The following is a 24,877-nucleotide window of genomic DNA, read 5'->3' as shown; positions in this document are numbered from 1 at the left end:
CATCTCGCAGCGCCATCGGGGGCAACACCATCTCGCAATGGCGGCGTGCAGTGCGGCTGCTGCTCTTGCCGATACTCACAGACATTGTACTATGGAAAGATGGATGCTGCCCCCAAGGAAATGCCTGCGCGACTGCAGGCGGTGCTGCCGTGGCTGATATGCCCGCAGACCTGGGCACGCAGCGGGCGGGAGATTCCGCTGCAGTGGGATGGGGTCCGCCTGCGCTCCAGCGCATTTGAATATGTCGTGACCGGCGAAGTTGCCAATCTTCGCCTGCCATTCGATCAGCAGAGCGCGACGTCGTATGACGACATCCTGGGCGATTTTCCGGTTGTTGAGCCGTCCGCGGCGCAGGTCCTGACGGCGACAGGGATGCAGGCGGCGGACTTCAAGGATACCAAAGTTCTGCTGGTTGGCACGGCTCAGGGCATAGACATCAACTGGATTCTTTCGCTGCAGCCACGTGCGCTGGTGTGCCTTGACTACAGCACCTTCATCGAACGGGTGGCGCAGCGGAACGACGATGGCCGCCTGACTTTCCTGGTTGGCGATGCCTGCGACCTGCCCTTTGCATCCGGCACCTTTGATATCGCGCTCTCGATGGGCTGTATCCAGCATACCAGAAGCCCGGAATTGGCTGCTCAGGAGATGATGAGAGTCCTGCGCAGCGGTGGCAAACTGAATATTGCCAACCTCTATTCACGCAACGAGCATAATCAGCGCATCTCCATGCTCAGGCACAAGTATCGGCTGCATGAGATTGCCCGTGATAAGGCCAAGGCGTTCCTGCGGCGAAACGCGATGCTGTACACAATTCTTGCCATGACAGGACTGTGGCGCCTGCATCGACGTTTTCCCTTTCCCGGCATTCTCCAGTACAGCAACCTGCCCAAGCAGAGCTTTAGTTTTTATCTCGCTAACGCGGAAGATTACTATTTGGCATTTTATCGCCACCTGACCTCGGAAGCCGAGGTTCGCTTTTGGGCTGACCGGCTGGGCGGTGGGTATGACAGAACCCCAAAGGGCCATTTGATCACCAAGCGTTGAGGCCGTCTCAATAATATCGCGGCCTATCCGTGCCCGGCATCATGGCCGATATGGATTTGGCTCACGCACATAGCTGCCCGGGGCATCCGCCAGCGGCGGATAGCCGGCAGCGGCGTTGCCCATGGGCGGTGGCACGATCCGGTCGCCGCCGATCTTTTCCAGCCATTCCGTCCAGGCCGGCCACCACGAACCGGCCTGCTGCGGCTGCTGCTCCAGCCAGCGGTCCGGGTCGATATAGGGATCGTGCTCGCGGTGATGGGCAATGCGGAAATGCCGGCGGTCGTGGCCGGGCTCGCTGACGATGCCGGCATTGTGGCCGCCGGAGGTGAGCAGGAAGGTCACGTCGGTATCGGTCAGCCGGATGATCTTGAAGACCGAATGCCAGGGTGCGACGTGGTCCCATTCCGTGCCGACGGCAAAGACCGGCATGCGCAGGTCGGTCAGGGCGACGGGCTGGCCATCCACCCTGAAGCGGCCCTCGGCGAGATCGTTGTCGAGGAACAGCCGGCGCAGATACTCGCTATGCATGCGGTAGGGCATGCGGGTCTGGTCGGCATTCCAGGCCATCAGGTCGATCATCGGCGCGCGTTCGCCGGCAATGTAGTCCTGCATCATGCGTGACCAGATCAGGTCGTTCGAACGCAGGATCTGGAAGGCACCGGCCATCTGGCGGGTATCGAGAAAGCCCTGTTCCCACATCATGTCTTCCAGGAAGGTGACCTGGTTCTCGTCGATGAACAGGGTCAGTTCACCGGCCTCCGAGAAGTCGGTCTGGCCGGCCAGCAATGTCAGGCTGGCGAGGCGGTCGTCGCCATCGCGCGCCATGGCTGCGGCGGCCACCGACAGCAGCGTGCCGCCGAGACAGTAGCCGGCCGCGTGGACCTTCTGCCCGCCGCAGACGGCGGAAACGGCATCCAGTGCGGCCATTACGCCAAGCCGGCGGTAATCGTCAAAGCCGAGGTCGCGGTCTCCGTAATCGGGGTTCTTCCACGAGATGATGAACACGGTATGGCCGCGCTCGACCAGATACCTGACCAGTGAATTCCGCGCCGAAAGGTCGAGGATGTAGTATTTCATGATCCAGGCCGGCACGATCAGGATCGGTTTCGCCTGCACGGTGTCGGTTGCGGGCGCATACTGGATCAGTTCGATCAGGCGGTTGCGCAGCACCACCTTGCCCGGCGTAGTCGCCAGTGCTTCGCCGACACGGAATTTCTCGGCGCCGGCAGGCGGGCGACCGAGTAGGTTGCGCTGCCAGTCTTCGATGACGTTGCCGAAGCCGCGCACCAGGTTCATGCCGTGCTCGGCCATGGTCCGCTGCAGGGCGACCGGATTGGTTGCCAGGAAATTGCTGGGCGCGAAGATATCGAGAATCTGCCGCGTGGTGAATTCCACCACCGCCTCGTGATGGGGGGAGACGCCGCGCACATGGGTGGTGGCATTGTGCCACCATTGCTGGGTCAGCAGGAAAGCCTGGTGGATCAGGTTGAAGGGGGGCTGTTGCCAGGCGGGATCGCTGAAGCGGCGATCCTGGGCCAGCGGTTCGATGCAGGTGCTGCCCTGGCCGCCCTGCGCTGCGCAGCCGGCGGCATAGAGCGCGAAGCGGGTCATCTTGCGCTGGGCCTTGCGGACCAGTTCGAGCTGTTTGCCGGGCGAGAGCGCCAGATGCATGCCCCAGTCGAGATAGGCAGCCGGCAGTGCCAGCGGCGAGATGCCGGCGGTGATCCGGGCCAGCGCCGCGTTGACCAGGCGATCGAGCGGCAGGTCGCTGCGGTCCGGCAGGTCCGTGGCGGCCGGCGGCGGTGCCGGCATCCGGGCGGCCGGGGAGGATGGGGCAGGACCGGGAAGGATGGGCGGCTGGGCCATGACCGGCTCCGTTCTGGCGGGGGCAGGGAAAACCCTACCGCCAGCGAGGCGCCGGGCCCTTGACCTCGGTCAAGGCCGGACGATCAAGGCGGGGCGTGGCCGGGCAAACAGCCGGAATTGGCGGCCGGATGCCGGATCAATCGGCGGCTTCTTCCTCGGCCGGCATGTCGACCGGCACACCCGGCTCGTTCTTCGAGCAGCGGATGGTCAGGGCCGTCTTCACATGGGCGACATTGGCCAGGGCGGTCAGTTCGCGGGTCAGGAAGGTCTGGTAGGCATCCCAGTCGCGGGCCACGATCTTCAGGATGAAATCGTTCTCGCCGGCCAGCATGTGGCATTCGCGGACCTGCGGCCAGCCGGCCACGGTTTGCTCGAAGGCGATCAGATCCGGTTCGGCCTGGCTGTTCAGGCCGACCATGGCGAACACCGTGACCCCGTAGCCGAGCAGCGGCGGACTGAGTTCGGCATGATAGCCGCGGATATAGCCGGCCTCCTCCAGCGCGCGGACCCGGCGCAGGCAGGGCGGTGCCGAGATTCCGACCCGCTGGGCCAGCTCGACATTGGTCATCCGGCCATCGGCCTGCAGGTCGGTCAGGATCTTGCGGTCGATGAGGTCGAGCTTGACGCGCTGCATGACAAAATTTCTCTCAGGAGTAAAATATGCGCAATATTATTATAAATGCGGGTAAAATTCCAAGGGTCCGGGCTTATAAAATTTCGTCAGGGCCCGGCAGGTATTCTTTGCCCCGGGGCAATTCCCTGGGCGGGCCGCCAATGGTAAAGCTGCGCGGGACGAGGCAGCCGGACGGGGGCACCGGCGGCCCGCAAGAACTATGATGCCGCCCCCTGCCGGGATTGTTGATGGCGCTGAAAATCGACACCTTTACCAATGCCGATGCCCGGGGGGGCTGGCGGCCGGGCAATAATTTCGGCGGGCATAGTCTTTTCAAGGCCCTGGGGCATCCCAAGGTGGCGGCTCTCGGCCGGCGCCTGATCGAGGACCTGAAGCCGTTTGCACGCCTGGCCGTCTATGATCCCGAGGCCCAGGATGCCGTCGACCATCTCGACGCCTTTTTCCCGGTGCCGCGCGCCAATCTGGTCGGCGTCTTTGTCCAGCGGATCGAGGATATTGGCCAGACGCGGCTTGGCCAGGTCACCCGTCCGGTCACCGCGATCGCCGCCGCGGCGCCCGACGCGGTGCTGATCACTGCCTTCGATGCGGCGATCCACAAAGCGCAGATCGCCCGCCTGCTGCCTGCGGGCTGCCAGGTCTTCACACTGGATGCCATGCGGCTGCCGGACGCGTGGCTCAGCAACCGCAGCCGCTATCTCGACCCGCTGAATTTCGCCACCAACTTTGCCTTCCTGCGCGATGAAGCAGCCGGCGACGGCCTGCATACCCGGGTGGTAACGGCGAATTACTGGGCTGGCTACGGCGCCGCCGATCCGGCGCTCTGGCTCTGCCTGTTCGATGGCGACGGGGCGGTGCTGGCGGAATGGACCGAGCCGCTCGGACCCGATGCCAGCGGCGCCTTCCATGCCGTCGCGATCGACAGCCGCGCGATCCGGCAGCGCTTCGGGCTGGCCGATTTTGCCGGCTCGCTGTTCATCCACGCGATCCGCATCAAGGGCCATGATGTGGTGAAATACGCGCTCGACAGCTTCTCCGGCAGCGGCCGGCAGCTCTCCTGCACCCATGATGCCAATGCCTGGCCGGCCGATCTCTATGCCGGCGTGCCGGCGCCGAAACCGGGCGAGCGCCTGCTGCTGTGGGTGCAGAACAGCCATCCGATGCCGATCCCGGCCGGCGCTGTCGGTGCCAATCTCGTCGGTGCCCAGGACATCGCCTGGTGGGATGGTTCCGTGCCGCCCTTCGGTACCGTCGCGGTCGATCTCGGCCGCCTGCTGCCGGACGCGAAATTCCCTGACCAGATCGAAATCCAGGCCGGCCGTTACTTCGTGCGGCCGCGCTACGAGGTCGTGCAGGCCGGCACGGATGGCCAGGCCGGCCGCCGCCGTATCGCCCATGCCAATGTCGAACGCACCGACCTGAAGCCGAATCCCGACCTGCCGAAACTCGGGGACCTGATCGGCAAGGGCTATATCATGCCGCTGCCGGTGCTGCCGCTCGACCAGTGGAAGTCCGTCACCCTGCCGACGCCGATGTCGACGGCCCAGCAGGAACTGCCGATCCGTGCCGTGCTCTACGATGCCGACGGCACGGTGGCGGCCGAGGAATATCTGGGCCGGCTGGCCCGGCGCGATTCGCGGCCCTGCGATGTCGATGCCTGGCTGGCCGCTGGCAGGACCAGGCTGCCGTCGGGTTACGGCCATATCGAGTATGTCTATGACTTCCGCGAGGGCGGCGAGGCCGATGGCTGGCTGCATGCGCTCGGCCTCTACGAGCAGCGCAGTTCCGGCCATGCGGCGGAAACCATCTTCGGCGCGCATATCTACAACATGCCGATCACCTATCGCGACGAGCCGCAATCCTACACGCACCGGCCGCCCGGCCTGACCACCCGGCTGTTCCTGCGGCTGGGCGAGGCGCCGTTCGATGCCATCTGCCATCTGGTCTATGCCGCCTCGCTGCCGCGCGAGGTCTATGGCCAGCCGCAGTCGCAGACCGTCCTGACCCTGTTCGACGGCCGGGCCGTGAAGATTGCCGAGACGCCGCTGCCGATTCCCCATGGCGGGTCACGGTTTTTCCGGGCCTCGGAAGTGTTTGCGGCGGCCGACCTGCAGCGGGCGGGACGCGGCGGCTGGATCCAGGTGCGCGACACCGGCTGCCGCCTGTTCGGTTTCCACGGGCTGCAGAATGGTGCCGAAAGCTTCTGCCTCGATCACATGTTCGGCTTCTGACGCGCCGGGAAGCGCGACTTTTTGCCGGTCTGCCCTAGATTGCCCTGCGAGTCGCGGAGACCGGCGTCACCGGATCGTCATGCAAGCCTGCGATAACGCCGCACCAGCAGCGGGCCCGGGGCTTGCCCTTGCGCCGGGTTCCGTGCCTGTCATAATCGGAAAATATCCCGTTTTTCCGGCCCCCCGGGCCGGTGGAGTGACTTCGCCATGGCAACCACCCATCGCACCAAGGTCCTGATTCTCGGCTCCGGCCCGGCCGGCTGTACCGCGGCCATCTATGCGGCGCGCGCATCGCTGCAGCCGATCATGGTGCATGGCCTGCAGCCGGGCGGCCAGCTGACCATCACGACGGATGTGGAGAATTACCCGGGCTTTGCCGAGGTGATCCAGGGCCCCTGGCTGATGGAGCAGATGGAGGCGCAGGCCAGGCATGTCGGCACCACCATCCTCAACGACTATATCGTCTCGGTCGATCTCTCCCGGCGACCCTTCGTCGCCAAGGGGGATTCCGGCGATACCTATATCGGCGACGCGCTGATCATCGCCACCGGTGCCCAGGCGAAGTGGCTGGGCCTGGAAAGCGAACAGCATTTCCAGGGCTTCGGCGTTTCCGCCTGCGCCACCTGCGACGGGTTCTTCTACCGCGGCAAGAAAGTGGTGGTGGTCGGTGGCGGCAACACCGCCGTGGAAGAGGCGCTGTATCTCACCAACCATGCCAGCGAGGTGGTGCTGGTGCACCGGCGCGACAGCCTGCGGGCGGAGAAGATCCTGCAGGAGCGGCTGTTCGCCCATCCGAAGATCCGCGTGATCTGGGATCATGTGGTCGACGAGATTCTCGGCGATGGTGATCCAAAGGGCGTCACCGGGGCGCGGCTGCGCAGCACCAAGACCGGCGCCACCCAGGACGTGGCCACCGACGGCGTGTTCGTCGCCATCGGCCATACGCCGAATACCGAGCTGTTCAGGGACCAGCTGCCGCTGGATGGCGAGGGCTATCTCAGCACCAAGCCTGGTACCACGCAGACGGCGATTGCCGGTGTCTTTGCGGCCGGCGACGTGCAGGACAAGGTGTATCGCCAGGCGGTCACCGCGGCAGGCACCGGCTGCATGGCGGCACTGGAGGCCGAGCGGTTTCTGGCCCACCACGCCATGCCGGCCGCCGATGCGGCGGACTGATCCGGCGCGGGCATAGCGGAAACAGGCGGGGGGGCGATGTCGGCGCTGGACTGGGACAAGCTGCGGATTTTCCATGCCGTCGCCGAGGCCGGCAGCCTGACCCATGCCGGCGAGTCGCTCGGCCTGAGCCAGTCGGCGGTCAGCCGCCAGATCGGGGCCCTGGAAACCCAGCTCAATGCCACGCTGTTCCACCGCCATGCCCGCGGCCTGATCCTGACCGAGCAGGGCGAGCTGCTGTACCGCACGGCCCGCGATATCTTCGCCCGGCTGGCGGTGACCGAGGCGATGATCGCCGATGCCAAGGACAAGCCGTCGGGCGAATTATGCGTGACCACGACGGTAGCCTTCGGCACCGTCTGGCTGGCGCCGCGGCTGAAGGAATTCATGGATCTCTATCCCGATATCCGTATCGAGATGGTGGTGGATGACCGTGAACTCGACCTGTCGATGCGCGAGGCCGACGTGGCGATCCGCATGTGGAAGCCGACCCAGGCCGATCTGGTCCATCGCAAGCTGATCACGGTGCATAACCATATCTACGCGTCGGTCGACTACATCGCCCGGTTCGGGGCGCCGCAGACGATCGAGGATATGGACCGGCATCATCTGATCGTCTACGGCGAAGAGGCGCCGGCACATTTCAATAATATCAACTGGCTGCTGCATGCCGGCGAGCCGGCGGCGCCGCGCGAGCCGATCCTGACGGTGAACAATGTCTACGGGGTGATGCAGGCGGTGGCCAGCGGCCTCGGCGTTGCCTCGCTGCCGGACTACATGGTGGGTGGCAACCCGCGCATCGTGCGTGTTCTGCCCAACCTCGACGGTCCGGGTTTCGACACCTATCTCGTTTACCCCGAGGAGTTGCGGAATACCAAGCGTCTGGCCGTGTTCCGCGATTTCCTGTTGCGCAAAGTCGCGGACTGGCAGTTTTGACGCTGGCCGGACCAAATCCGACCGGAACGGTTGCGCGTTGCAATGAACTGCTGGTCAGGGTTCGGCGGCCGCACGATATGGCCGCGCAGTTCGCTGCCGCCCTGCTGGTTGCCGCCCTGCTGGAAGACATCCTGCCGGCCACGGTGCGCATCGGCTACATCGCCGTCAGCGCCTTTGCCTTGCTGCTGCAGTTCCTGCTGCACCGGACCTTTGCCGGCGACCGGCACCGCCGCGACCATCCGATGCCCTGGCTGGCCCGGTTCGCGGTGGCCTATGCGATAAACGGTCTGATTCTCGGCCTGATGATTGCCGCAATGGTCCTGCTGCCGCGCGAGCCGGTGCCGCTGCTGGCGCTGATGGTGCTGCTGACCATGGTGGCTTCGGTATCGCTGACCATTGCCGTGCATGTTGGCCTGTCGGTGATGCTGATCGTCCTTGCCGTTCTGCCGGGGGTGACAGTGCTGCTGTATGAGGGCGGCCGCGACAACCTGCTGCTGGCCGGCCTTGGCCTGGTGGCCAGCCTGACGCTGGTGTCGTTTTCCTGGCGGCTGTACCGCTATTACAACCGCAGCTCCCAGATGGTCAGCCGGCTGCGCACCATGCTGCAGGACCGCGCCAGGGTCAGTGCCGATGCCGAGGCGGCGCAGCAGCGGCTGCAATCCATTCTCGACACGGCGCCATTCCCGATTGTCGTGGTGCGGCGTGGCGACGGCGCCTTCCTGTATCACAACCGGCTGGCCGGGGAGTTGTTCGGCATCGCCGGCCGGGCGGCCGGGGCGGGCCATTCGCGGTATGTGCTGGACGCCGAGCATCACGCGCGGATTTTCGGTGATCGCAAGCCGGAGCCGGATGGCGAGATGCAGATCGCAACGGCGGCGGGGCGGGCGATCTGGGCCACCATGGCGTCAGTGCCGATGCAGTATGCCGGCGACGATGCGGCGCTGGTGGTGGTGAATGACATCACCGAGCGCAAGGCCTCCGAGGCGCGGCTGCGCGAGGCGCAGCAAAGGCTGAGCGATGCCCTTGCCCTGGCACCTGACGGTGTGGCTCTTTACGACGAGCATGAGCGCCTGGTGATCTGCAACAAGGCGTATGCCGACATCATCACGGTGCCGCTGGCGCAGACCGTGGGCATGAGCCACGACGAGGTCTGCGACCGCTGCCTGCTCGGCCGGCCCGCCCCGGCCGCTGCCGGGGTGCGCACCGACTACGGGGAATGGGCGGAACACCGGCGGCGCACCTTCAAGGCCGCGCAGGGCGAGCCGCATATCTTTTTCGACACGATGTCCCGGCGCTGGCAGCAGATCCGGGATTTCCGCCTGTCATCCGGCGGTACCGCGTCGCTGGTGACGGATATCAGCGAGCTGAAGCGGCAGGAGCGCGAGCTGCGCGAAGCCAACGAAAATCTGGCCCACCAGGCTGAAATGCTGGCGGCACGCACCGAGACGCTGGAAGCGGCCCGCAAGGCAGCGATCAAGGCCCACCAGGAGGCGGAATACGCCAATCGCGCCAAATCCCAGTTCCTTGCCCACATGAGCCACGAGCTGCGCACGCCGCTCAATGCCATCATCGGCTTTTCCGAGATCATGGCGCTGCAGCTGATGGGCCCGTCCGGGGTGCCGCAATACGACCGCTATGCCGGGGATATCCTGACGGCCGGCAAGCATCTGCTGTCGGTGATCGACGATATTCTCGACCTGTCGAAGGTCGAGGCCGGCAAGATGCGCCTGCTGCCCGAACCGGTGCCCTGGCAGCGGCTTGCCGAACAATGCGTCATTCTGCTGCGGCCCCTGGCGGCCGACCGGCTGGTGGCCCTGATCGCACAGCCGGTTCCCGCGGGTACGACGCTGTTTGCCGACGAGCGGCTGGCCAAGCAGATGCTGGTGAACCTGCTGTCCAACAGCGTGAAATACACGCCCTCCGGCGGCCGCGTGAGTTTCGGCTGTGCGCCGCATGCCGATGGCGGCGCGGTGGTCACCGTCGAGGATACCGGCATGGGCATGACCGAGGCGGATATCGCGCGGGCGCTGGAGCCTTTCGGGCGCATCGAATCCGCGCTGGTTTCCCAGATGAGCGGCACCGGTCTGGGGCTGCCTCTGGTGAAGGCCCTGATCGAATTGCATGGCGGGCGGCTGGAAATTACCAGCGAGCCGGGCCGCGGGACCCGGGCGCGTCTGTACTTCCCGCCCCCCGGCAAGAGCCCGCAGGCGGTATAACTTGCTGATAAATATTCTTTATCTTCTCACCGGCCAGTTATGCAGCGACCGCATGGCTGATTTGAGAAATTGGTGGATACTCAAACATCCTGACAGGCATTACATCTGTGCCTGTCAGATGTTGCGTCGCAGCATCTTCTGAGTTTCCGGCTCCGGCCAGAAACTTTGGCCGTGGCAGCTCCCCCGTTGTCCCGGCCTTCCGCGCGTCTCGCGCGGAGCCTCCCTGTTAAGACTTTGCCGGCCTGGCTTCCAGGCCGGCTTTTTTTTGGCTCAGCCGGCCGCCAGCAGGCCGGGCAGCTGGGCCATGGATGTGAAGACCCGGCAGCCGAGGTCGGCAAAAGCGGCGGCATGGGGATCGGCCGGTTCCGGCCGGTAGGCAAAGACGGTCATGCCGGCGCGGAGGCCTGCCTGCACGCCGGGCAGGCTGTCTTCCACCACGGCACAGGCCGGCGGGCGGTGGCCCATGCTGCCGGCGGCATGCAGGAACAGGTCGGGATGCGGCTTGCCGCGCGCCACCTGGCGGGCGCTGTACAGGTGCGGCCCGAAATGCCGGTCGATCCCGCAGAGCTGCAGGCTCATGACGATCTTGTCGGGTTCCGACGAGGATGCGACGCATTTTGCCTGCGGCAGGCGGGGCAGAATGTCCGGCACGCCGGGAATCGGTTGCAGTTCCTGCCGCAGCCGGCGGTAGGTTTCGGCCTGCAGGTCGTGCTCGAAGCCGGCCGGCAGGACCAGCCCGTACCGCTCGTGCAGCAGGGCGAAGCAGCTGGGCAGGCTCAGCCCGGTCAGGTCATGGGCCAGCGCAGCCTCGTCGATCCGCGAATCGAGGCCATGGCCGAGCAGTTTCTCGTAGAAGACGCGGTTGGCAATCGGTTCGCTGTCGACCAGCGTGCCGTCCATGTCGAAGATGATCAGGTCGAAGGCCATGCCCCTGCATAGCCGAAGCCGTTGCGGCGCGGAAGCGCCTTACATGTACAGCTTCTCTTTCGTCATGTCCTTGTAAAGCTCGGCGACGAACTCGCCATAGCCGTTATAGATCTGGGTCGGCACCCGCTTGCCGGTGCCGATCAGCTCCTCGCTGGCCTGGCTCCAGCGTGGATGCGGCACGGCCGGGTTCACATTGGCCCAGAAACCGTACTCGTCCGGCGCGATCGCCTCCCAGAAGGTTTTTGGACGCTGGTCGGTGAACGTGAAGGTCACGATCGACTTCACCGATTTGAAACCGTATTTCCACGGCACCGCCAGCCGCAGCGGTGCTCCCATCTGCTTCGGGACCGGCTTGCCGTAGACGCCGGTGGCGATGAAGGCGAGGTCGTTGCGGGCCTCGGCCATGCTGAGGCCCTCGGTATAGGGCCAGGGATACCAGAACTGCCGCTGGCCGCCGGCCTCGGCCGGCCGCTGGAAGGTTTCCATGCGCAGATAGGTCGCACCCGACAGCGGTTTGGCGAAATCGACCAGTGCGCGAAGCGGAAAGCCGCTCCATGGCACCGCCATTGCCCAGGCCTCGACACAGCGATGGCGGTAGAGGCGTTCCTCCACCGGCATCTTGCGGATCAGGTCGGCGGCATCGATGGTGATCTCCTTCTCCACCATGCCGTCGATCTTCACCTGCCAGGGTTCGATGGTCAGCTTCTGGGCCGCTGCCGCGATCTGCTTGTGCGAGCCGAATTCGTAGAAATTGTTGTAATGGGTGGCGACCTTTTCCTCCGTCAGCGCGCGGTCGAGCGTGAAGGCCGCATTGCGCTTGGCCGGGTAGAGGTCGGCGGCGATATCGGCGCGCGCAGGCTGCGGCAGGCCGGCGGCGATGCCGGCGGCCCCCAGGCCCAGCAGCAGGCCGCGCCGGTTGAGGAACACGGCCTCCGGTGTGGCCTGGGCCTCGGGAATTTCCCATCCGCGACGTATCCTGATCAGCATGCTCGCACTCCTGCACCTTTCGCTGGCGGGCGATCGCAGAAAAAGAAAGACGCCCGCCCCGAACCCTAGCGGGTCGGCCGGCGGGCGCCAATCAAGCTTCGGTGAACGGGGGCTGCCTGCGGCGGCGGCCGGTCACTTCTTCTCGAGCAGGCTGCGCAGCATCCATGCGGTCTTCTCGTGGATCTGCATGCGCTGGGTCAGCAGGTCCGCGGTCGGTTCATCGCTCGACTTGTCGGTCAGCGGGAAGATTTCGCGGGCCGTCTTGGTGACGGCTTCGTTGCCCTTCACCAGATTGCGGATCATGTCCTGTGCCGAGGGAACGCCGGTCTCCTCGCTGATCGAGGACAGCTTGGCATACTGGACATAGGAGCCGGGCGCATAATGGCCCAGCGCGCGGATGCGCTCGGCGATCAGGTCCACGGCCAGCGCCAGTTCGGTATACTGGGTCTCGAACATGGTGTGCAGGGTCTGGAACATCGGGCCTTCGACATTCCAGTGGTAGTTATGGGTCTTCAGGTAGAGGGTGTAGGTATCGGCCAGCAGGCGCGACAGACCCTCGGCAATCTTCTTGCGGTCCTTGTCGGCGATGCCGATATCGATGGCGACAGCCATGGGGGCTACTCCTTTCATTGATCCTGTTTATTAATTTAGAACGCTTCAAAGAAACTGCAAGGCGGCGCAATGCATCTCCGGGGCCGCGGCATTCGCGGGCCCGCAGTCAGACAATGCACCTGCAGCAGGGCGTTGCCGTGATTTGGATCAGAATACTGGGAAAGTAATATGACTGGAATGGGGCGCGATGGGGGCAATAGCGGGCCTATTCCGCCGCGTTTTCGGTGACCGCCGCCTCGCCATCGAGCAGCTTCTCCTTGCGCGCCAGGCCCCAGCGATAGCCGCCGAGCCCGCCATCGCTGCGCAGCGCCCGGTGGCAGGGCACCAGCACGCCGAGGATGTTGCTGCCACAGGCACTGCCGACGGCGCGGGCGGCGGTCGGCATGCCGAGGCTGCGGGCGATGTCCTGGTAGGTGCGGGTTTCGCCCGGCGGAATCGTCTGCAGGGCGGTCCAGACCCGGATCTGGAACGGCGTGCCGCGCAGGTCCAGCCGCAGGCCGCGCGGCAGCGGTCGACCCTGCAGCGCCGCATCCAGAGCAGTGAAGGCGGCATCGCCGGCAGTATCGTCGCGGTCGATCGCGGCGGCGGGGAATTCGCCGCGCAGCTCGTCCAGCAGCGGTTTCTCGCGGTCGCCGAACAGCAGGGCGGCAATGCCGCGCGGGCTTTCCGCCACCAGGGTCAGGCCCATCGGGCTGCGCCGGATCGCCACGGTCAGGGTCAGGCCCTCGCCGCCACGCCGGTAATCGGCCGGGGTCATGCCGAGCCAGCGCCCGGCCTTCTCGTAGACCCGGCTGGCCGCGCCGAAGCCGGCCCCGTAAATGGCATCGCTCACGCCGCTGCCCCGGCGCAGTTCCTGTTTCAGGGTTTTCACCCGCTTTGCCTCGGCATAGGCGCGCGGGCTGAGACCGTAGGCGGCGGCGAAGCGCCGCTGCAGGTGACTGGCTCCCATATGGGCGGTGCGGGCGAGTTCGGCCAGCGTCGGCGTGCTGTCGCCATCGGCCAGGCGCCGGTCGATCAGGCTGCGGGCGCGTTCCAGCCGCGCATCCGGGGCCGGCACCCCGCCTGCAACATAAGTCTGGGGGCGGCAGCGCTTGCAGGGCCGGAAACCGGCCGCCTCGGCCGCCTCGGCCGCAGCGAACAGGCGGACATTCTCGCGCTTCGGCACCCGGCTGACGCAGGACGGGCGGCAGAACACCTTTGTCGTGGTCACGGCATAAAGGAAACGGCCATCGGCCGCCGCGTCATTGCCGCGGATGGCGGCAAATTCGGCGTCGGTCGGCGCGCGGCCGTCCGGAATGCGGGGGGGTGCGGTGCGGGTCCTAGTCATGGCCTCACACTACGCCGGTCGGCCGGACCCCGCCATCCGGCTTTTGCGCAGCCATTCGCCCCCCGGTCTTTCAGAGTGGCCAGGCGGCCGGCACCGGCACCGGGAAATCCAGCAGCATCTGGGCATAGGCCTTGCCCTGCGGATCGTTGCGCAGAGATGCGATGCCGCCGCCGCCCAGAGCCCGGTGCAGCAGGAAGTTGAAGCCGTGGATGCCCGGCCATTCGAAGCGCTCGACCGGCCCCTCGGCCAGATGGGCGAACCAGGCCTGCACGGCGTCTGCCGTCAGGGCCGCGCGGATCGCCGGCAGGTAGTCTGCCCGGCGGGCGATCACGCCGATATTGCTGTCGTCACCCTTGTCACCCGATCGTGCCCAGGCCAGCCGCACCAGAGGCACGGTTTTCGTCGGGCCGGCCGGCAGCGCCGCCCTGTCGGGCTGCGCGGCCGGTGCGCCGGCATCGTCCCCGGCGATCACCGGCAGGGACAGCGGCCGTGCCGTGCCGTCGGTATCAAGGCTGACGGGCAGCGCATCCTTGGCAATGAAGCAGGAAAACAGCCGCACGACGGGCTGCGGTGCCGGGCGGCCGCCGAAAAAGCCGGTGGTGCCGGCCGAGAAGGAGGTGCCGGCCGGCGCGATCTCGCGGGCGAAGATGTCCAGTGCCGCTTTCTCGGCATGGCTGACCGACAGTTTCAGCACCACTTCACGCACGGCCAGCGCCGCCTGCGTGGCATGCGGGCCATACATCGCCTCGGCGCCCAGCACCTCCACCGAACTGGCACGGTAATCGCCGAGATTGAGCCGGGCGAAAATCTGCCGCGTGCGCTTGAGGATAGCCGCTGCCGTGCGCTCGGCCTTGGCCCGCGCGTCGATGCCGCCGATGGTCAGATGTGCCACGGCGCGATAGCCGTCGAGATACGTGGCCGACACCTTGTAGCGGTCGCCCGGCGGGCGGCCTTTGGCGCCGGAGACGCGCACGCGGTTTTCGCCGGTCTGTTCGATGCGCACGGCGCTGAAATCGCAGGTCACGTCCGGCAGGCGGTAGCAGGCGGGATCGCCGATCTCGTAGACCAGCTGTTCAGAGACCGTGCCGACCGATACCAGCCCGCCGGTCCCCGCCGGCTTGGTCACCGTGAAGCTGCCGTCTTCGGCCACCTCGGCAATCGGATAGCCAATGTTGTCCCAGTCCGGCACATCCTGCCAGTCGGTGAACAGGCCGCCTGATGCCTGGGCGCCGCATTCGATGATGTGGCCGGCGAGGCTGCCGGTGGCCAGCCGGTCGAAATCGCGCAGGTCCCAGCCGAATTCATGCAGCAGCGGCCCGAGGCACAGCGCGCTGTCGACGCAGCGGCCGGTGACCACGATATCGGCCCCGGCCTGCAGCGCGGCGGCAATCGGCGCGGCGCCGAGATAGGCGTTGGCGGACATGAAGCGGTCCGGCGGCGCGGCCCCCGGTTCCATCGGCTGCAGCCTGTCCTTCAGCCGGTCGATCTGCGGCACCAGGTCGTCGCCCAGCACCACGCCGACTTTCAGCCCGAGCCCGGCCTCGGCGACCAGTGCGCGGATGGCGGCGGCGCAGGCGGCCGGGTTCACGCCGCCGGCATTGGCGACGATCTTCACCCGGCGCCGGGCGATCTCGGGCAGCAGGCGTTTCAGGGTGACGGCGACGAAATCGGTGGCGTAACCCTGCGCCGGGTCCTTGGCGCGCATGCGCGCCATGATCGACATGGTGATCTCGGCCAGATAGTCGAAGATCAGGTAATCGACCGCACCCGAGGCCAGCAGCTGCGGCGCCGCCGTCATGGAATCGCCCCAGAAGGCGGAGGCGCCGCCGATCCGAACAACTTTGCCGCTCATGGTTCCGTTTCCTCCGGGCGGTGTTTTCTGCCACCATAGCCGTGGCCCCGCCGGCCGTCATGTCTGTCGCAACGTCAATCCCGCAACTCCAGCCCGGTGATGTCCGTCATGTCGGTTCCCGCTGTCCCGCGGCTGCCGGATCCGCTGCGCCGCCTGCTGAAGCTGGCCGGCCGCAATGCGGCCGATCTTCTGCTGCCACCGCAATGCATGCTGTGCCAGGCGGAAGTCGACGAGCCGGGCCGGCTCTGTGCCGCCTGCTGGCCGAAGCTGCAGTTCATCGCCGAACCCTGCTGTCCGGCCTGCGGCACGCCCTATGGCATACCGGTACCGGCAGGCCTGGTCTGCGGCGCCTGCCTGCGTGAACCGCCACCCTATGCCCGTGCCCGTTCGGCTTTCGTCTATGGCGGCGGCGGCCGCGACCTGGTGCTGCGCTTCAAGCGCGGCGACCGCACCGACCTGGTACCGGGCCTGGCCCGGCTGATGGCGCGGGCCGGCGCCGGCCTGCTGGCGGAATGCGACCTGATCGTGCCGGTGCCGCTGCATCCCGGGCGGCTGTGGCGGCGGCGCTACAACCAGGCCGCCCTGCTGGCTGCCGCGCTCGGCCGGCTGGCAGGCAGACAGGCCCTGCCGGCCCTGCTGGAACGCCGGCGGGCGACACCCAGCCTCGGGCGGCTGGGACGGGCGGAGCGGCGGCGCATCCTGTCGGGTGCCATTGCCGTGGCGCCGGCCCTGCGGCCGGCCCTGCAGGGCCGGCGGGTGCTGCTGGTGGACGACGTGCTGACCTCGGGCGCCACAGCCAATGCCTGCTGCCGGGTGCTGCTGCGGGCCGGGGCGGCCGGAGTCGACGTACTCACCCTGGCCCGGGTTGTTCGGCCTGAGCAGGGCACCATATAATACCCCTGCGAGATGCGGGGCGGAGCAACCCCAGAGGCAGAAATGGCCAAGACCAACGAGATCCTGATCTACACCACCTTCATGTGCCCCTATTGCGCGCGCGCCAAGGCGCTGCTGGAAAAGAAGGGCCAGAGCTTCACCGAAGTGGACGTGACCTATGACGCCGCCGAGCGCGAGGCGATGACGCAGAAAGCCGGCGGCCAGCGCACCGTGCCGCAGATCTGGATCAACGGCACCCATGTCGGCGGCTGCGACGACCTTTATGCACTGGACCGGGCCGGCAAGCTCGATCCGATGCTGACCGCCGCCTGAAGAACGGCCGCGACATGAGCCGCCGCGTCAGGATCGCCCTCGTGCAGCCCAATGTCTGGGACGACATGGCGGTGAACATCGCGCAGATTTCGGCGCTGGTCCGCAAGGCGAAGGCGGAAGGCGCCGCCTTCATCGCCACGCCGGAGAATTCCGGCTTCATGGGCCTGAATGCGGCGGCCAATGTCGCCGCCGGCCGGCCCGAGGAAAGCCATCCGGCGCTGGCGGCCTTCCGCAGCCTGGCGAAGGAACTGGAGGTCTGGCTGCTGGTCGGCTCGCTGGCGATCAGGCCCGAGGGTGCCAACCGCAACTTCAACCGCTCGTATCTGCTGGCGCCCGATGGCGGCATCGCCGCCCGCTACGACAAGATCCATCTCTTCGATGTCGACCTGCCATCGGGCGAGACCTACCGCGAGTCCAACTCGATCGCGCCGGGTGCCGAAGGCGTGCTGGCACCGCTGCCCTTTGCCAGCCTCGGCATGTCGGTCTGCTACGACCTGCGCTTTCCCGGCCTCTATCGCGGGCTGGCGCAGGCGGGCGCCGAGATCATCTCGATCCCGGCCGCCTTCACCCGCACCACCGGCAAGGCGCACTGGCATGTGCTGCTGCGCGCGCGCGCCATCGAGACCGGCGCCTTCGTGATCGCGCCGGCCATGTGGGGCGACCATCCGGGCAACCGGCAGACCTACGGCCATTCGCTGGTGGTGGATCCCTGGGGCCGGGTGCTGGCCGATGCCGGCGACGGCGTCGGCTTTGTGACCGCCGAGATCGATCTCGACGAGGTGGCAAAGGCGCGGGTGCAGATCCCGGCCTGGAACAGCAATCCCGCCTACACCCTGCCGCCGGCCGCCCGCGCCGCCGAATAGGCCAGCGGGTCGAAGACCGGCAGGGCGATGCCGGTGGCCGCCGCGAAGGGCCCCCACAGGCCCGGCGCCAGCGCCAGCACCGGTTCGGCGCGGACGAAATCGCCCAGGCCCTCATAGTCGTTGGTGATGCCGCCGGCCTCGCGCACCAGCAGCAGGCCGGCCAGGGCATCCCAGGGCTTCATGCGGGCTTCCCAGAAGCCGTCCAGCGCGCCTTCGGCGGCCAGGGCCATCAGCAGCAGGCCGCTGCCCAGCCGGCGATACTGGCAATGGTGGTTCAGCAGCACTTCCAGCGTGGCGGTATGCGGTCCCGGTGCCTCGTCATGCCCCATGCCAACGCCGAGACAGGCATTGTCCATGCGGTCGGTGCGGCTGATCGCGATGGGCCGGCCGTTGCAGAAGGCGCCATGGCCACGCCGGGCGGCATACAGCCTGTCGGCTACCGGTTCATAGACAAGGCCGAGTTCCAGCGTGTCGCCGACCACCAGCGCGATGGCGATGCACCAGAAGGGCAGGCCGCGCACGAAATTGGCGGTGCCGTCGATCGGGTCGATCACCCACAGGGCATCGGTGTCGCCGCCGCGGCGGCCGCGCTCCTCGCCGAGGATGCCGTCATGGGGGAAGGCGGCCAGCAGGCGCGAGGCGATCAGGTCTTCGGTCTCGGCATCGGCCTGGCTGACGAAATCCTGCACGCCTTTCAGCTTGACGGTCAGGTCGCCGCGGTTGTCGTAGAAGCCGCGTGCCAGCTTGCCGGCCTCGCGGATCACCTGTTCGGCATGGTGCAGTCGCTGTTCGATGCTGATCATGGCTGCCTGCGCTGCTGTTGCAGAAGGGGCGTGCCCGGATGCTAGACCTGTTGGTCGCTCATTTCCAGATGCGGCCCGGCTGCAGCGCCGGTGCCGGTCAGCCATTGCGCGCGATGCAGTTCGAAACCGCTGACGGTGCGGTCCCATAACATGCGCGGGCCGGTGGCAGCGAAGCCGAGCTTGCCCAGCACGCGCTGGGAAGCCGTGTTCTGCGGATCGGTGACGGCGATCAGGCGGTCGAGTGCCGTCTGCGCAAAAGCGTAAACGATCACTGCGCGGCCGGCCTCCGTCGCCAGGCCGCGTCCCCATACCGTCTTGGTGAAAAGATACAGCAATTCCGTCGCCTCGGCTTCCGGAATCCAGCGCAGGCCGCATTGCCCCAGCAGCCGGCCGGTGCCGCGGTCCTCCACCGCCCAGACGCCATGGCCGCGTCGCGCCCAGTGGTCGTTGAAATTATGGATGTTGCTTTTTGCCCGTTCGCGGGCCTCGGCCGGCGGCAGGCCGCGCCCGGCCAGCATGTGGCGCATCACCGTGTCGTCGGTGTAGAAGCGCGCCAGTGCCGCCCAGTCGGCGGCCACGAAGCGGCGCAGCACCATGCGGTCGGTTTCGATGCGGCTTGTTTCGATGCGGTCCATGCCGGCCGTCCTAGCGTTTGCGGGCGCAGATGCGCTGGCGCATTGCCGGGCCCGGGGCATCCTGCCAGCCCTGCTCGAAGGCGAGGATGTCGCAGGAATCCTTCAGCCGCTCGAACAGCTCGCCGGGCGCCAGCAGATAATCCGGGTTGGTCGGCCGGCCGATCCGCTCGTTGCCGCGCATGAAGGTCTCGTAGAGCAGCAGGCCGTTTGCGGCCAGCGCCGCGATCAGGTCGGGGAACAGCGGCCGCCACAGGTAATTGGCGACGACGATGGCATCGAAGCGGCGGGCTGCCGGCAGAGGCCATGGTGCGCCCTCGAGATCGGCGGCCAGCAGCTCGGCGCCGGCCGCGCCCTGCAGGTCGGCGATACCGGCCAGGTCGCGGTCGAGGAAACAGACGGGATGCCCGGCGGCAAGGAACAGCCGGCCATGCCGGCCGCCGCCGCAGGCAAGGTCCAGCACGCTGCCGCCCGGCGCGGCCAGCGGCGCGAAGCGGACGATCCAGGGCGAAGGGCCCGGTGCCGGCCCGCCCGTCATGTGGCCATCCCCCGGGTTCCACGCCTCTTGCTGCGGCGCCACGGGAGCGCCATATATAGGCTATGGTTCTGTAACATTTCAGGCTTTTGCGACTCACACCCCACGCGCCCATGATCAAGTACGAACTCAAATGCCGCAAGGACCATGTCTTCGAGGGCTGGTTCTATGACAGCGCCGCCTATGACGAGCAGGCGGCGGGCGGCAAGATCGTCTGCCCGGTCTGCAACTCCCGAAAGATCAGCAAGGCGCCGATGGCGCCGCGGATCAGCCGCCCGAAATCCGAGCAGGCCGCCGACGAGGTCAAGCAGAAGGCCGTGATGATGAAGGCCCTGCGCGAGCTGCGCGACCATGTCGAGAAGAATGCCGATTATGTCGGCGAGCAGTTCGCCGAGGAAGCCCGCAAGATCCATTACGGCGAGACCGACCAGCGCAACATCTATGGCGAGGCCAGCAGGGACGAGGCCGAGGAGCTGGCCGAGGAGGGCATCGACGTGGCGATGATCCCCTGGGTCCCGCGCGGGGATGCCTGACAGGCGTCAGGGCTGCTTCACCGCCACCATCATGTAGTTCACGCCGGTGTCGCGGCTGAGCCGCCAGCGGTCGGCGAGCGGCTCGTAAGACACACCCTGCACATCCTGCAGGGCCAGGCCGGCATGGCGCAGGCCTGCCGCCAGTTCATGCGGCTTGACGAATTTCTTCCAGTCATGCGTCCCGCGCGGCAGCCAGCCGAGGATGTATTCGGCGCCGACGATGGCGAGCGCAAAGGCCTTCGGCGTGCGGTTCAGCGTCGCCGCGATCAGCAGCCCGCCGGGCTTCACCATCTGCCCGCAGGCGGCAAGAAAGCCTTCCAGGTCGGCCACATGCTCGACCACTTCCAGGGTCAGGACCACGTCGAACTGTTCCCCGGCGGCGGCGAGGTCTTCGGCGCTGGTGCAGCGGTAATCGATGGCGACGCCGCTCTCGGCGGCATGCAGGCTGGCCACCCCGATATTCTTCTCGCCGGCATCGGCGCCGGTGACGGCCGCGCCCAGACGGGCCATCGGTTCCGAGATCAGCCCGCCGCCGCAGCCGATATCCAGCAGCCGCAGGCCGTCGAGCGGCTGCGGGCCCTGCGGATCGCGGCCGAAATGGGCGCAGATGCGGTCGCGCAGGAAGCCCAGCCGCACCGGATTGAACCGGTGCAATGGGCGGAACTTGCCATGCGGGTTCCACCATTCCGCCGCCATGGCGGAAAACCGTTCGATTTCAACAGGATCGATGCTGGCGGCGGGTGCGGTCACGAGGCCTCGGCGGGCTGTCATTTTTCCGGCAGCCCGGCTTGCCCGGGCGCCTGCCCGAGAGTATTAAGGAGCCGCCTTTCCGGGGGCAAGTTCCACCATCGGTTCTGGGGCCAAGTTTCTGGCCCGACAGCAAAAAAACGTAAACGGTTAAGAACGGGATCGAGCGACATGGCGCGCCTGGTCATGAAATTCGGCGGCACCTCGGTCGGTTCGGTCGACCGCATCAGGAACGTCGCCCAGAAGGTGAAGCGCGAGGTCGAGGCCGGCAACCAGGTTGCCGTCGTCGTCTCGGCGATGTCGGGCGAGACCAACCGGCTGGTCGACCTGTGCAAGCAGATCGATCCCGTGCATGACCAGCGCGAATACGATGCCGTGGTCGCCTCGGGCGAGCAGGTCACCACCGGCCTGCTGTCCATCGCCCTGCAGGCGGCGGGTGTGCCCGCGCGCTCGTGGCAGGGCTGGCAGGTGCCGATCCGCACCAACGACATGCATGGCCGCGCCCGCATCGAGGAGATCGACGGCCGCGCCATGCTGGCCGACATGGCGGCCGGCACCGTGCCGGTGGTGGCGGGTTTCCAGGGCGTCGGCCCGAACAGCCGCATCGCCACGCTGGGCCGCGGCGGCTCGGATACCTCGGCGGTGGCTTTGGCCGCCGCGCTCGGGGCCGACCGCTGCGACATCTACACGGATGTCGATGGTGTCTACACGGCCGATCCGCGCATCGTGAAAAAGGCGCGCAAGCTGGATAAGATCACCTACGAGGAAATGCTGGAACTGGCCTCGCTGGGGGCCAAGGTCCTGCAGACCCGGTCGGTCGAGATGGCCATGAACCACCGGGTCCGCACACAGGTTCTGTCGAGCTTCGCCGATACGCCCGGCACGCTCGTTGTCGATGAGGATGAGATCGTGGAAAAGCAGATCGTTTCCGGCGTCACCTACTCGGCCGACGAGGCCAAGGTCACCCTGATCGGCGTGGCCGACCGGCCGGGCATCGCCGCCGGCATTTTCGGCCCGCTGTCGGATGCCGGCATCAATGTCGACATGATCGTCCAGAACATCTCCGAGGACGGCAAGAAGACCGACCTGACCTTCACCATGGGCCGCGGCGACCTCGACCGGGCGGTGAAGATTCTCGAGCAGCAGGAAAAGAGCCTCGGCTGGATGAAGCTGGTGCCCGACCGCAACGTGATCAAGGTCTCGGTAGTCGGCGTCGGCATGCGCAGCCATGCCGGCGTGGCGCATATCATGTTCAAGGCGCTGGCCGAGAAGAACATCAACATCCTGGCCATCACCACATCGGAGATCAAGGTCAGCGTGCTGATCAGCGCAGATTATACCGAACTGGCGGTCCGTGCCCTGCACACCGCCTTCGGCCTGGACGCCGAATAACCCCGGGAGCTCGATGCGGGGAGGAGACGACAGACCGGCCTCTCCGGCGAGACCAGACGGAGGCAAGGCCACCGTACCGACCCGCGCGGCGCCGCCCGGGCCGCGCGGCCTGCTGCGCCGCCTGCGCGAGGTCATGGCCGAGGCCGGCTCGGTCGACGAACGGCTCGGCCGCGTGGTGCGCAACATCGCCACCAACATGGTGGCGGAAGTCTGCTCGGTCTATCTGCTGCGCCACGACGATCTCGAACTCTACGCCACCGAGGGTCTGAATCCGGACGCCGTGCACAAGACCCGGCTGAAGGTCGGCGAGGGTCTGGTCGGCGACATCGCCGCCCATGCCAGGCCGCTGATGCTGGCCGATGCGCAGACCCATCCGCAATTCGCCTACAAGCCGGAAACCGGCGAAGAAATCTACCATTCGCTGCTCGGCGTGCCGATCCTGCGCGACAACCGCGTCATCGGCGTGCTGGTCGTGCAGAACCAGACCCGCCGGCAGTATGTCGAGGAAGAGGTCGAGGCGCTCGAGACCATCGCCATGGTGCTGGCCGAGATGGTCGCCTCCGGCCAGCTTTCGGGCAGCGAGGACCTGGTCGCCGTCACCCGCGCGCCGACCATGCCCTTCCGTGCCGACGGCCGCATGCTGTCCGAGGGTCTTGCCATCGGCACCGTGGTGCTGCACGAGCCGCGCATCCATGTCGACAAGACCATCGCCGACGACATCCCCTACGAGAAAGAGCGGCTGGATGCCGCCGTCGCCTCGATGCGCGATCAGGTCGACCGCATGCTGGAGGCGCCCGACAGCGACATCGTCGGCGAGAGCCGCGACGTGCTCGAAACCTACAAGATGTTCGCCCACGACACCGGCTGGCTGGCCAAACTGCACCAGGCCGTCGAATCCGGCCTGACCGCCGAGGCCGCGGTGCTGCGCGTGCAGGGCGATACCCGCCACCGCATGCAGGCGATCACCGATCCTTACCTGCGCGAACGGCTGGCCGATCTCGACGATCTCGCCAACCGGCTGCTGCTGCATCTGGCCGGCAAGCCCCATCATTCGGCGGCCGAGAACCTGCCCGACAACGCCATCCTGCTGGCCCGCGCGATGGGCCCGGCCGAGCTGCTGGATTACGACCGCCGCAAGCTGCAGGGCGTGGTGCTCGAAGAGGGTTCCAGCGTCAGCCATGTCGCCATCGTCGCCCGCGCCCTGTCGATCCCGGTGATCGGCGGCGTCGAGGGGGTGATCGCGCGGGTCGAGCCGGGCGATACCATCGTGGTCGACGGCGACCATGCCCAGGTCTTCGTACGGCCGGCGCCCGACGTGATCAACGCCTTCCAGCAGAGCCTGGCCCTGCGCCAGGCGCGGCTGGCGAAATACGCCGCCCAGCGCGAGGACCCGTCCGTCACCCGCGACGGCACCCGGATTTCGCTGCTGATCAATGCCGGCCTGCTGATCGACCTCGCGCATCTCGACGAAACCAATGCCGACGGCATCGGCCTGTACCGCACCGAGCTGCAGTTCATGGTGCGACCGACCCTGCCCAAGGCAGAGGCGCAGACCGCCATCTACCGCCGGGTGATCGAGCATGCCGGCGAGCGGCCGGTGGTGTTCCGCACGCTGGATATCGGCGGCGACAAGGTGCTGCCCTATATGGGCCGCCAGCATGAGGAAGAGAACCCGGCCATGGGCTGGCGCGCCATCCGCCTGACCCTGGACCGGCCGGCTCTGCTGAAGGTGCAGCTGCGCGCCATGCTGGAGGCGGCGTCCGGCCGCGCCCTGCATGTGATGTTCCCGATGATCGCCGAGGTCGACGAATTCCGCCGCGCCCGCCGGCTGCTCGACCGCGAGGTGCAGCGGCTGGTCAGTCTGCGCAAGCCGGTGCCGCTGAAGCTGTCGGTGGGCACCATGCTGGAAGTGCCGGCCCTGGCCTGGCAGCTGCCGGCGCTGCTGCCGCTGGTGGATTTCGTCTCCATCGGCTCGAACGACCTGATGCAGTTCCTGTTCGCCTCCGACCGCGGGCATCCGAAGCTGGCCGACCGCTACGATACGCTCAGCCCCAGCATGCTCGGCTTCCTGCACTGGGTGGTGCAGCAATGCCGCTCGGCCGGCAAGCCGGTCACGCTCTGCGGCGAAATGGGCAGCCGCCCGATCGAGGCCATGGCCCTGCTCGGACTGGGGCTGGAGCGGCTGTCGATGCCGGCCAGCGCGGTCGGCCCGGTCAAGGAAATGCTCCGTAGCCTGGATGTTCCCCGTCTGTCGGATTTTATGTCTGGCCTGTACCGTTCGCCGGAGCACAGCCTGCGCGCACAACTAGAAGAATTCGCCCGCGAAAACGGGGTAATTGTTTGAAATAGCTGACCTCGTCG

22 protein-coding genes are annotated in these 24,877 nt (G+C 66.9%); 11 read left to right on the top strand and 11 right to left on the bottom strand.

Annotated features, from left to right (window positions below; all coding sequences use genetic code 11):
- The first annotated feature begins 99 nt into the window (after nucleotides 1-99).
- Nucleotides 100-1,047, top strand: coding sequence for a class I SAM-dependent methyltransferase (locus ACEQZY_RS15515; RefSeq protein ID WP_370155675.1), 948 nt, complete (start codon nucleotides 100-102; stop codon nucleotides 1,045-1,047).
- 39 nt (nucleotides 1,048-1,086) lie between these two features.
- Here the strand turns inward: ACEQZY_RS15515 and ACEQZY_RS15510 are convergent, their stop codons facing one another.
- Together ACEQZY_RS15510 and ACEQZY_RS15505 are read right to left on the bottom strand one after the other, a co-directional pair.
- Nucleotides 1,087-2,913 carry a PHA/PHB synthase family protein gene (locus ACEQZY_RS15510; protein ID WP_370155673.1) on the bottom strand — a complete coding sequence of 609 codons (1,827 nt, stop codon included), beginning with the start codon at nucleotides 2,911-2,913 and terminating at the stop codon, nucleotides 1,087-1,089.
- A gap of 136 nt (nucleotides 2,914-3,049) precedes the next feature.
- Nucleotides 3,050-3,547, bottom strand: a complete 498-nt coding sequence (locus tag ACEQZY_RS15505; RefSeq protein ID WP_341703121.1) for an Lrp/AsnC family transcriptional regulator — start codon at nucleotides 3,545-3,547, stop codon at nucleotides 3,050-3,052.
- Between the two features lie 227 nt (nucleotides 3,548-3,774).
- On the opposite strand from ACEQZY_RS15505, the gene ACEQZY_RS15500 reads away from it, so the two are divergent.
- The 4 genes from ACEQZY_RS15500 (at nucleotide 3,775) to ACEQZY_RS15485 (ending at nucleotide 10,100) form a co-directional block, all read left to right on the top strand.
- On the top strand, nucleotides 3,775-5,775 hold the full coding sequence (locus ACEQZY_RS15500; protein WP_370155671.1) for a hypothetical protein: 2,001 nt from the start codon (nucleotides 3,775-3,777) through the stop codon (nucleotides 5,773-5,775).
- A gap of 207 nt (nucleotides 5,776-5,982) precedes the next feature.
- Nucleotides 5,983-6,951 (top strand): thioredoxin-disulfide reductase, encoded by a 969-nt coding sequence (gene trxB, locus ACEQZY_RS15495; protein ID WP_370155669.1) that lies wholly within the window; start codon nucleotides 5,983-5,985, stop codon nucleotides 6,949-6,951.
- 45 nt (nucleotides 6,952-6,996) lie between these two features.
- On the top strand, nucleotides 6,997-7,884 hold the full coding sequence (locus tag ACEQZY_RS15490) for a LysR family transcriptional regulator (protein WP_341703133.1): 888 nt from the start codon (nucleotides 6,997-6,999) through the stop codon (nucleotides 7,882-7,884).
- 77 nt (nucleotides 7,885-7,961) lie between these two features.
- Nucleotides 7,962-10,100 (top strand): PAS domain-containing sensor histidine kinase, encoded by a 2,139-nt coding sequence (locus ACEQZY_RS15485; RefSeq protein WP_341703125.1) that lies wholly within the window; start codon nucleotides 7,962-7,964, stop codon nucleotides 10,098-10,100.
- 270 nt (nucleotides 10,101-10,370) lie between these two features.
- Here ACEQZY_RS15485 and ACEQZY_RS15480 read toward each other — a convergent pair whose 3' ends face one another.
- From ACEQZY_RS15480 to ACEQZY_RS15460, 5 genes are all read right to left on the bottom strand, one after another.
- The gene (locus tag ACEQZY_RS15480) at nucleotides 10,371-11,027 is read right to left on the bottom strand and encodes an HAD family hydrolase (protein ID WP_341703126.1); all 657 of its coding nucleotides are present in this window, start codon (nucleotides 11,025-11,027) and stop codon (nucleotides 10,371-10,373) included.
- Nucleotides 11,028-11,066: 39 nt separating this feature from the next.
- Nucleotides 11,067-12,014, bottom strand: coding sequence for a protein-methionine-sulfoxide reductase catalytic subunit MsrP (gene msrP, locus ACEQZY_RS15475; RefSeq protein ID WP_341703127.1), 948 nt, complete (start codon nucleotides 12,012-12,014; stop codon nucleotides 11,067-11,069).
- Between the two features lie 132 nt (nucleotides 12,015-12,146).
- Entirely contained in the window at nucleotides 12,147-12,626 is a 480-nt protein-coding gene (locus ACEQZY_RS15470; RefSeq protein WP_341703128.1) for a Dps family protein, read from the bottom strand.
- Nucleotides 12,627-12,831: 205 nt separating this feature from the next.
- Complete coding sequence (gene ada, locus ACEQZY_RS15465) at nucleotides 12,832-13,953, bottom strand: bifunctional DNA-binding transcriptional regulator/O6-methylguanine-DNA methyltransferase Ada (RefSeq protein ID WP_370155665.1); 1,122 nt, start codon at nucleotides 13,951-13,953, stop codon at nucleotides 12,832-12,834.
- Between the two features lie 70 nt (nucleotides 13,954-14,023).
- Nucleotides 14,024-15,805, bottom strand: coding sequence for an acyclic terpene utilization AtuA family protein (locus ACEQZY_RS15460; protein ID WP_370155663.1), 1,782 nt, complete (start codon nucleotides 15,803-15,805; stop codon nucleotides 14,024-14,026).
- A 108-nt stretch (nucleotides 15,806-15,913) separates the two neighbouring features.
- Between ACEQZY_RS15460 and ACEQZY_RS15455 the strand changes: the two genes are divergently transcribed.
- The 3 genes from ACEQZY_RS15455 to ACEQZY_RS15445 are packed head-to-tail and all read left to right on the top strand — an operon-like array spanning nucleotide 15,914 to nucleotide 17,874.
- Nucleotides 15,914-16,699, top strand: coding sequence for a double zinc ribbon domain-containing protein (locus ACEQZY_RS15455; RefSeq protein ID WP_370155661.1), 786 nt, complete (start codon nucleotides 15,914-15,916; stop codon nucleotides 16,697-16,699).
- 42 nt (nucleotides 16,700-16,741) lie between these two features.
- Nucleotides 16,742-17,011, top strand: coding sequence for a glutaredoxin 3 (grxC, locus tag ACEQZY_RS15450; protein ID WP_341705277.1), 270 nt, complete (start codon nucleotides 16,742-16,744; stop codon nucleotides 17,009-17,011).
- Nucleotides 17,012-17,025: 14 nt separating this feature from the next.
- Complete coding sequence (locus ACEQZY_RS15445; protein ID WP_370155659.1) at nucleotides 17,026-17,874, top strand: carbon-nitrogen hydrolase family protein; 849 nt, start codon at nucleotides 17,026-17,028, stop codon at nucleotides 17,872-17,874.
- On the opposite strand, the gene ACEQZY_RS15440 is transcribed toward ACEQZY_RS15445, so the two are convergent.
- The 3 genes from ACEQZY_RS15440 to ACEQZY_RS15430 are packed head-to-tail and all read right to left on the bottom strand — an operon-like array spanning nucleotide 17,838 to nucleotide 19,847.
- Nucleotides 17,838-18,677 carry an inositol monophosphatase family protein gene (locus ACEQZY_RS15440; RefSeq protein ID WP_341705275.1) on the bottom strand — a complete coding sequence of 280 codons (840 nt, stop codon included), beginning with the start codon at nucleotides 18,675-18,677 and terminating at the stop codon, nucleotides 17,838-17,840. The two genes, ACEQZY_RS15445 and ACEQZY_RS15440, sit on opposite strands and share 37 nt — an antisense overlap.
- A 41-nt stretch (nucleotides 18,678-18,718) precedes the next feature.
- Nucleotides 18,719-19,312, bottom strand: a complete 594-nt coding sequence (locus ACEQZY_RS15435; protein WP_370155657.1) for a GNAT family N-acetyltransferase — start codon at nucleotides 19,310-19,312, stop codon at nucleotides 18,719-18,721.
- 10 nt (nucleotides 19,313-19,322) lie between these two features.
- The gene (locus ACEQZY_RS15430; RefSeq protein ID WP_341705273.1) at nucleotides 19,323-19,847 is read right to left on the bottom strand and encodes an SAM-dependent methyltransferase; all 525 of its coding nucleotides are present in this window, start codon (nucleotides 19,845-19,847) and stop codon (nucleotides 19,323-19,325) included.
- Between the two features lie 110 nt (nucleotides 19,848-19,957).
- On the opposite strand from ACEQZY_RS15430, the gene ACEQZY_RS15425 reads away from it, so the two are divergent.
- Complete coding sequence (locus ACEQZY_RS15425) at nucleotides 19,958-20,377, top strand: DUF1178 family protein (protein WP_341705272.1); 420 nt, start codon at nucleotides 19,958-19,960, stop codon at nucleotides 20,375-20,377.
- 6 nt (nucleotides 20,378-20,383) lie between these two features.
- Here ACEQZY_RS15425 and ubiG read toward each other — a convergent pair whose 3' ends face one another.
- Nucleotides 20,384-21,148, bottom strand: a complete 765-nt coding sequence (gene ubiG / locus ACEQZY_RS15420) for a bifunctional 2-polyprenyl-6-hydroxyphenol methylase/3-demethylubiquinol 3-O-methyltransferase UbiG (protein ID WP_341705271.1) — start codon at nucleotides 21,146-21,148, stop codon at nucleotides 20,384-20,386.
- A gap of 147 nt (nucleotides 21,149-21,295) precedes the next feature.
- Between ubiG and ACEQZY_RS15415 the strand changes: the two genes are divergently transcribed.
- Nucleotides 21,296-22,516: an aspartate kinase gene (locus ACEQZY_RS15415; RefSeq protein ID WP_370155654.1), complete on the top strand. Its 1,221-nt coding sequence runs from the start codon at nucleotides 21,296-21,298 to the stop codon at nucleotides 22,514-22,516.
- A 13-nt stretch (nucleotides 22,517-22,529) separates the two neighbouring features.
- Nucleotides 22,530-24,860, top strand: a complete 2,331-nt coding sequence (gene ptsP / locus ACEQZY_RS15410) for a phosphoenolpyruvate--protein phosphotransferase (protein ID WP_341705610.1) — start codon at nucleotides 22,530-22,532, stop codon at nucleotides 24,858-24,860.
- Nucleotides 24,861-24,877: the final 17 nt, after the last annotated feature.

This window comes from Ferrovibrio sp. (assembly GCF_964218355.1).
Lineage (GTDB): Bacteria > Pseudomonadota > Alphaproteobacteria > Ferrovibrionales > Ferrovibrionaceae > Ferrovibrio.
The sequence above is the reverse complement of the archived record's forward strand: the minus strand, read 5'-3'. Positions and strand labels throughout refer to the sequence as shown.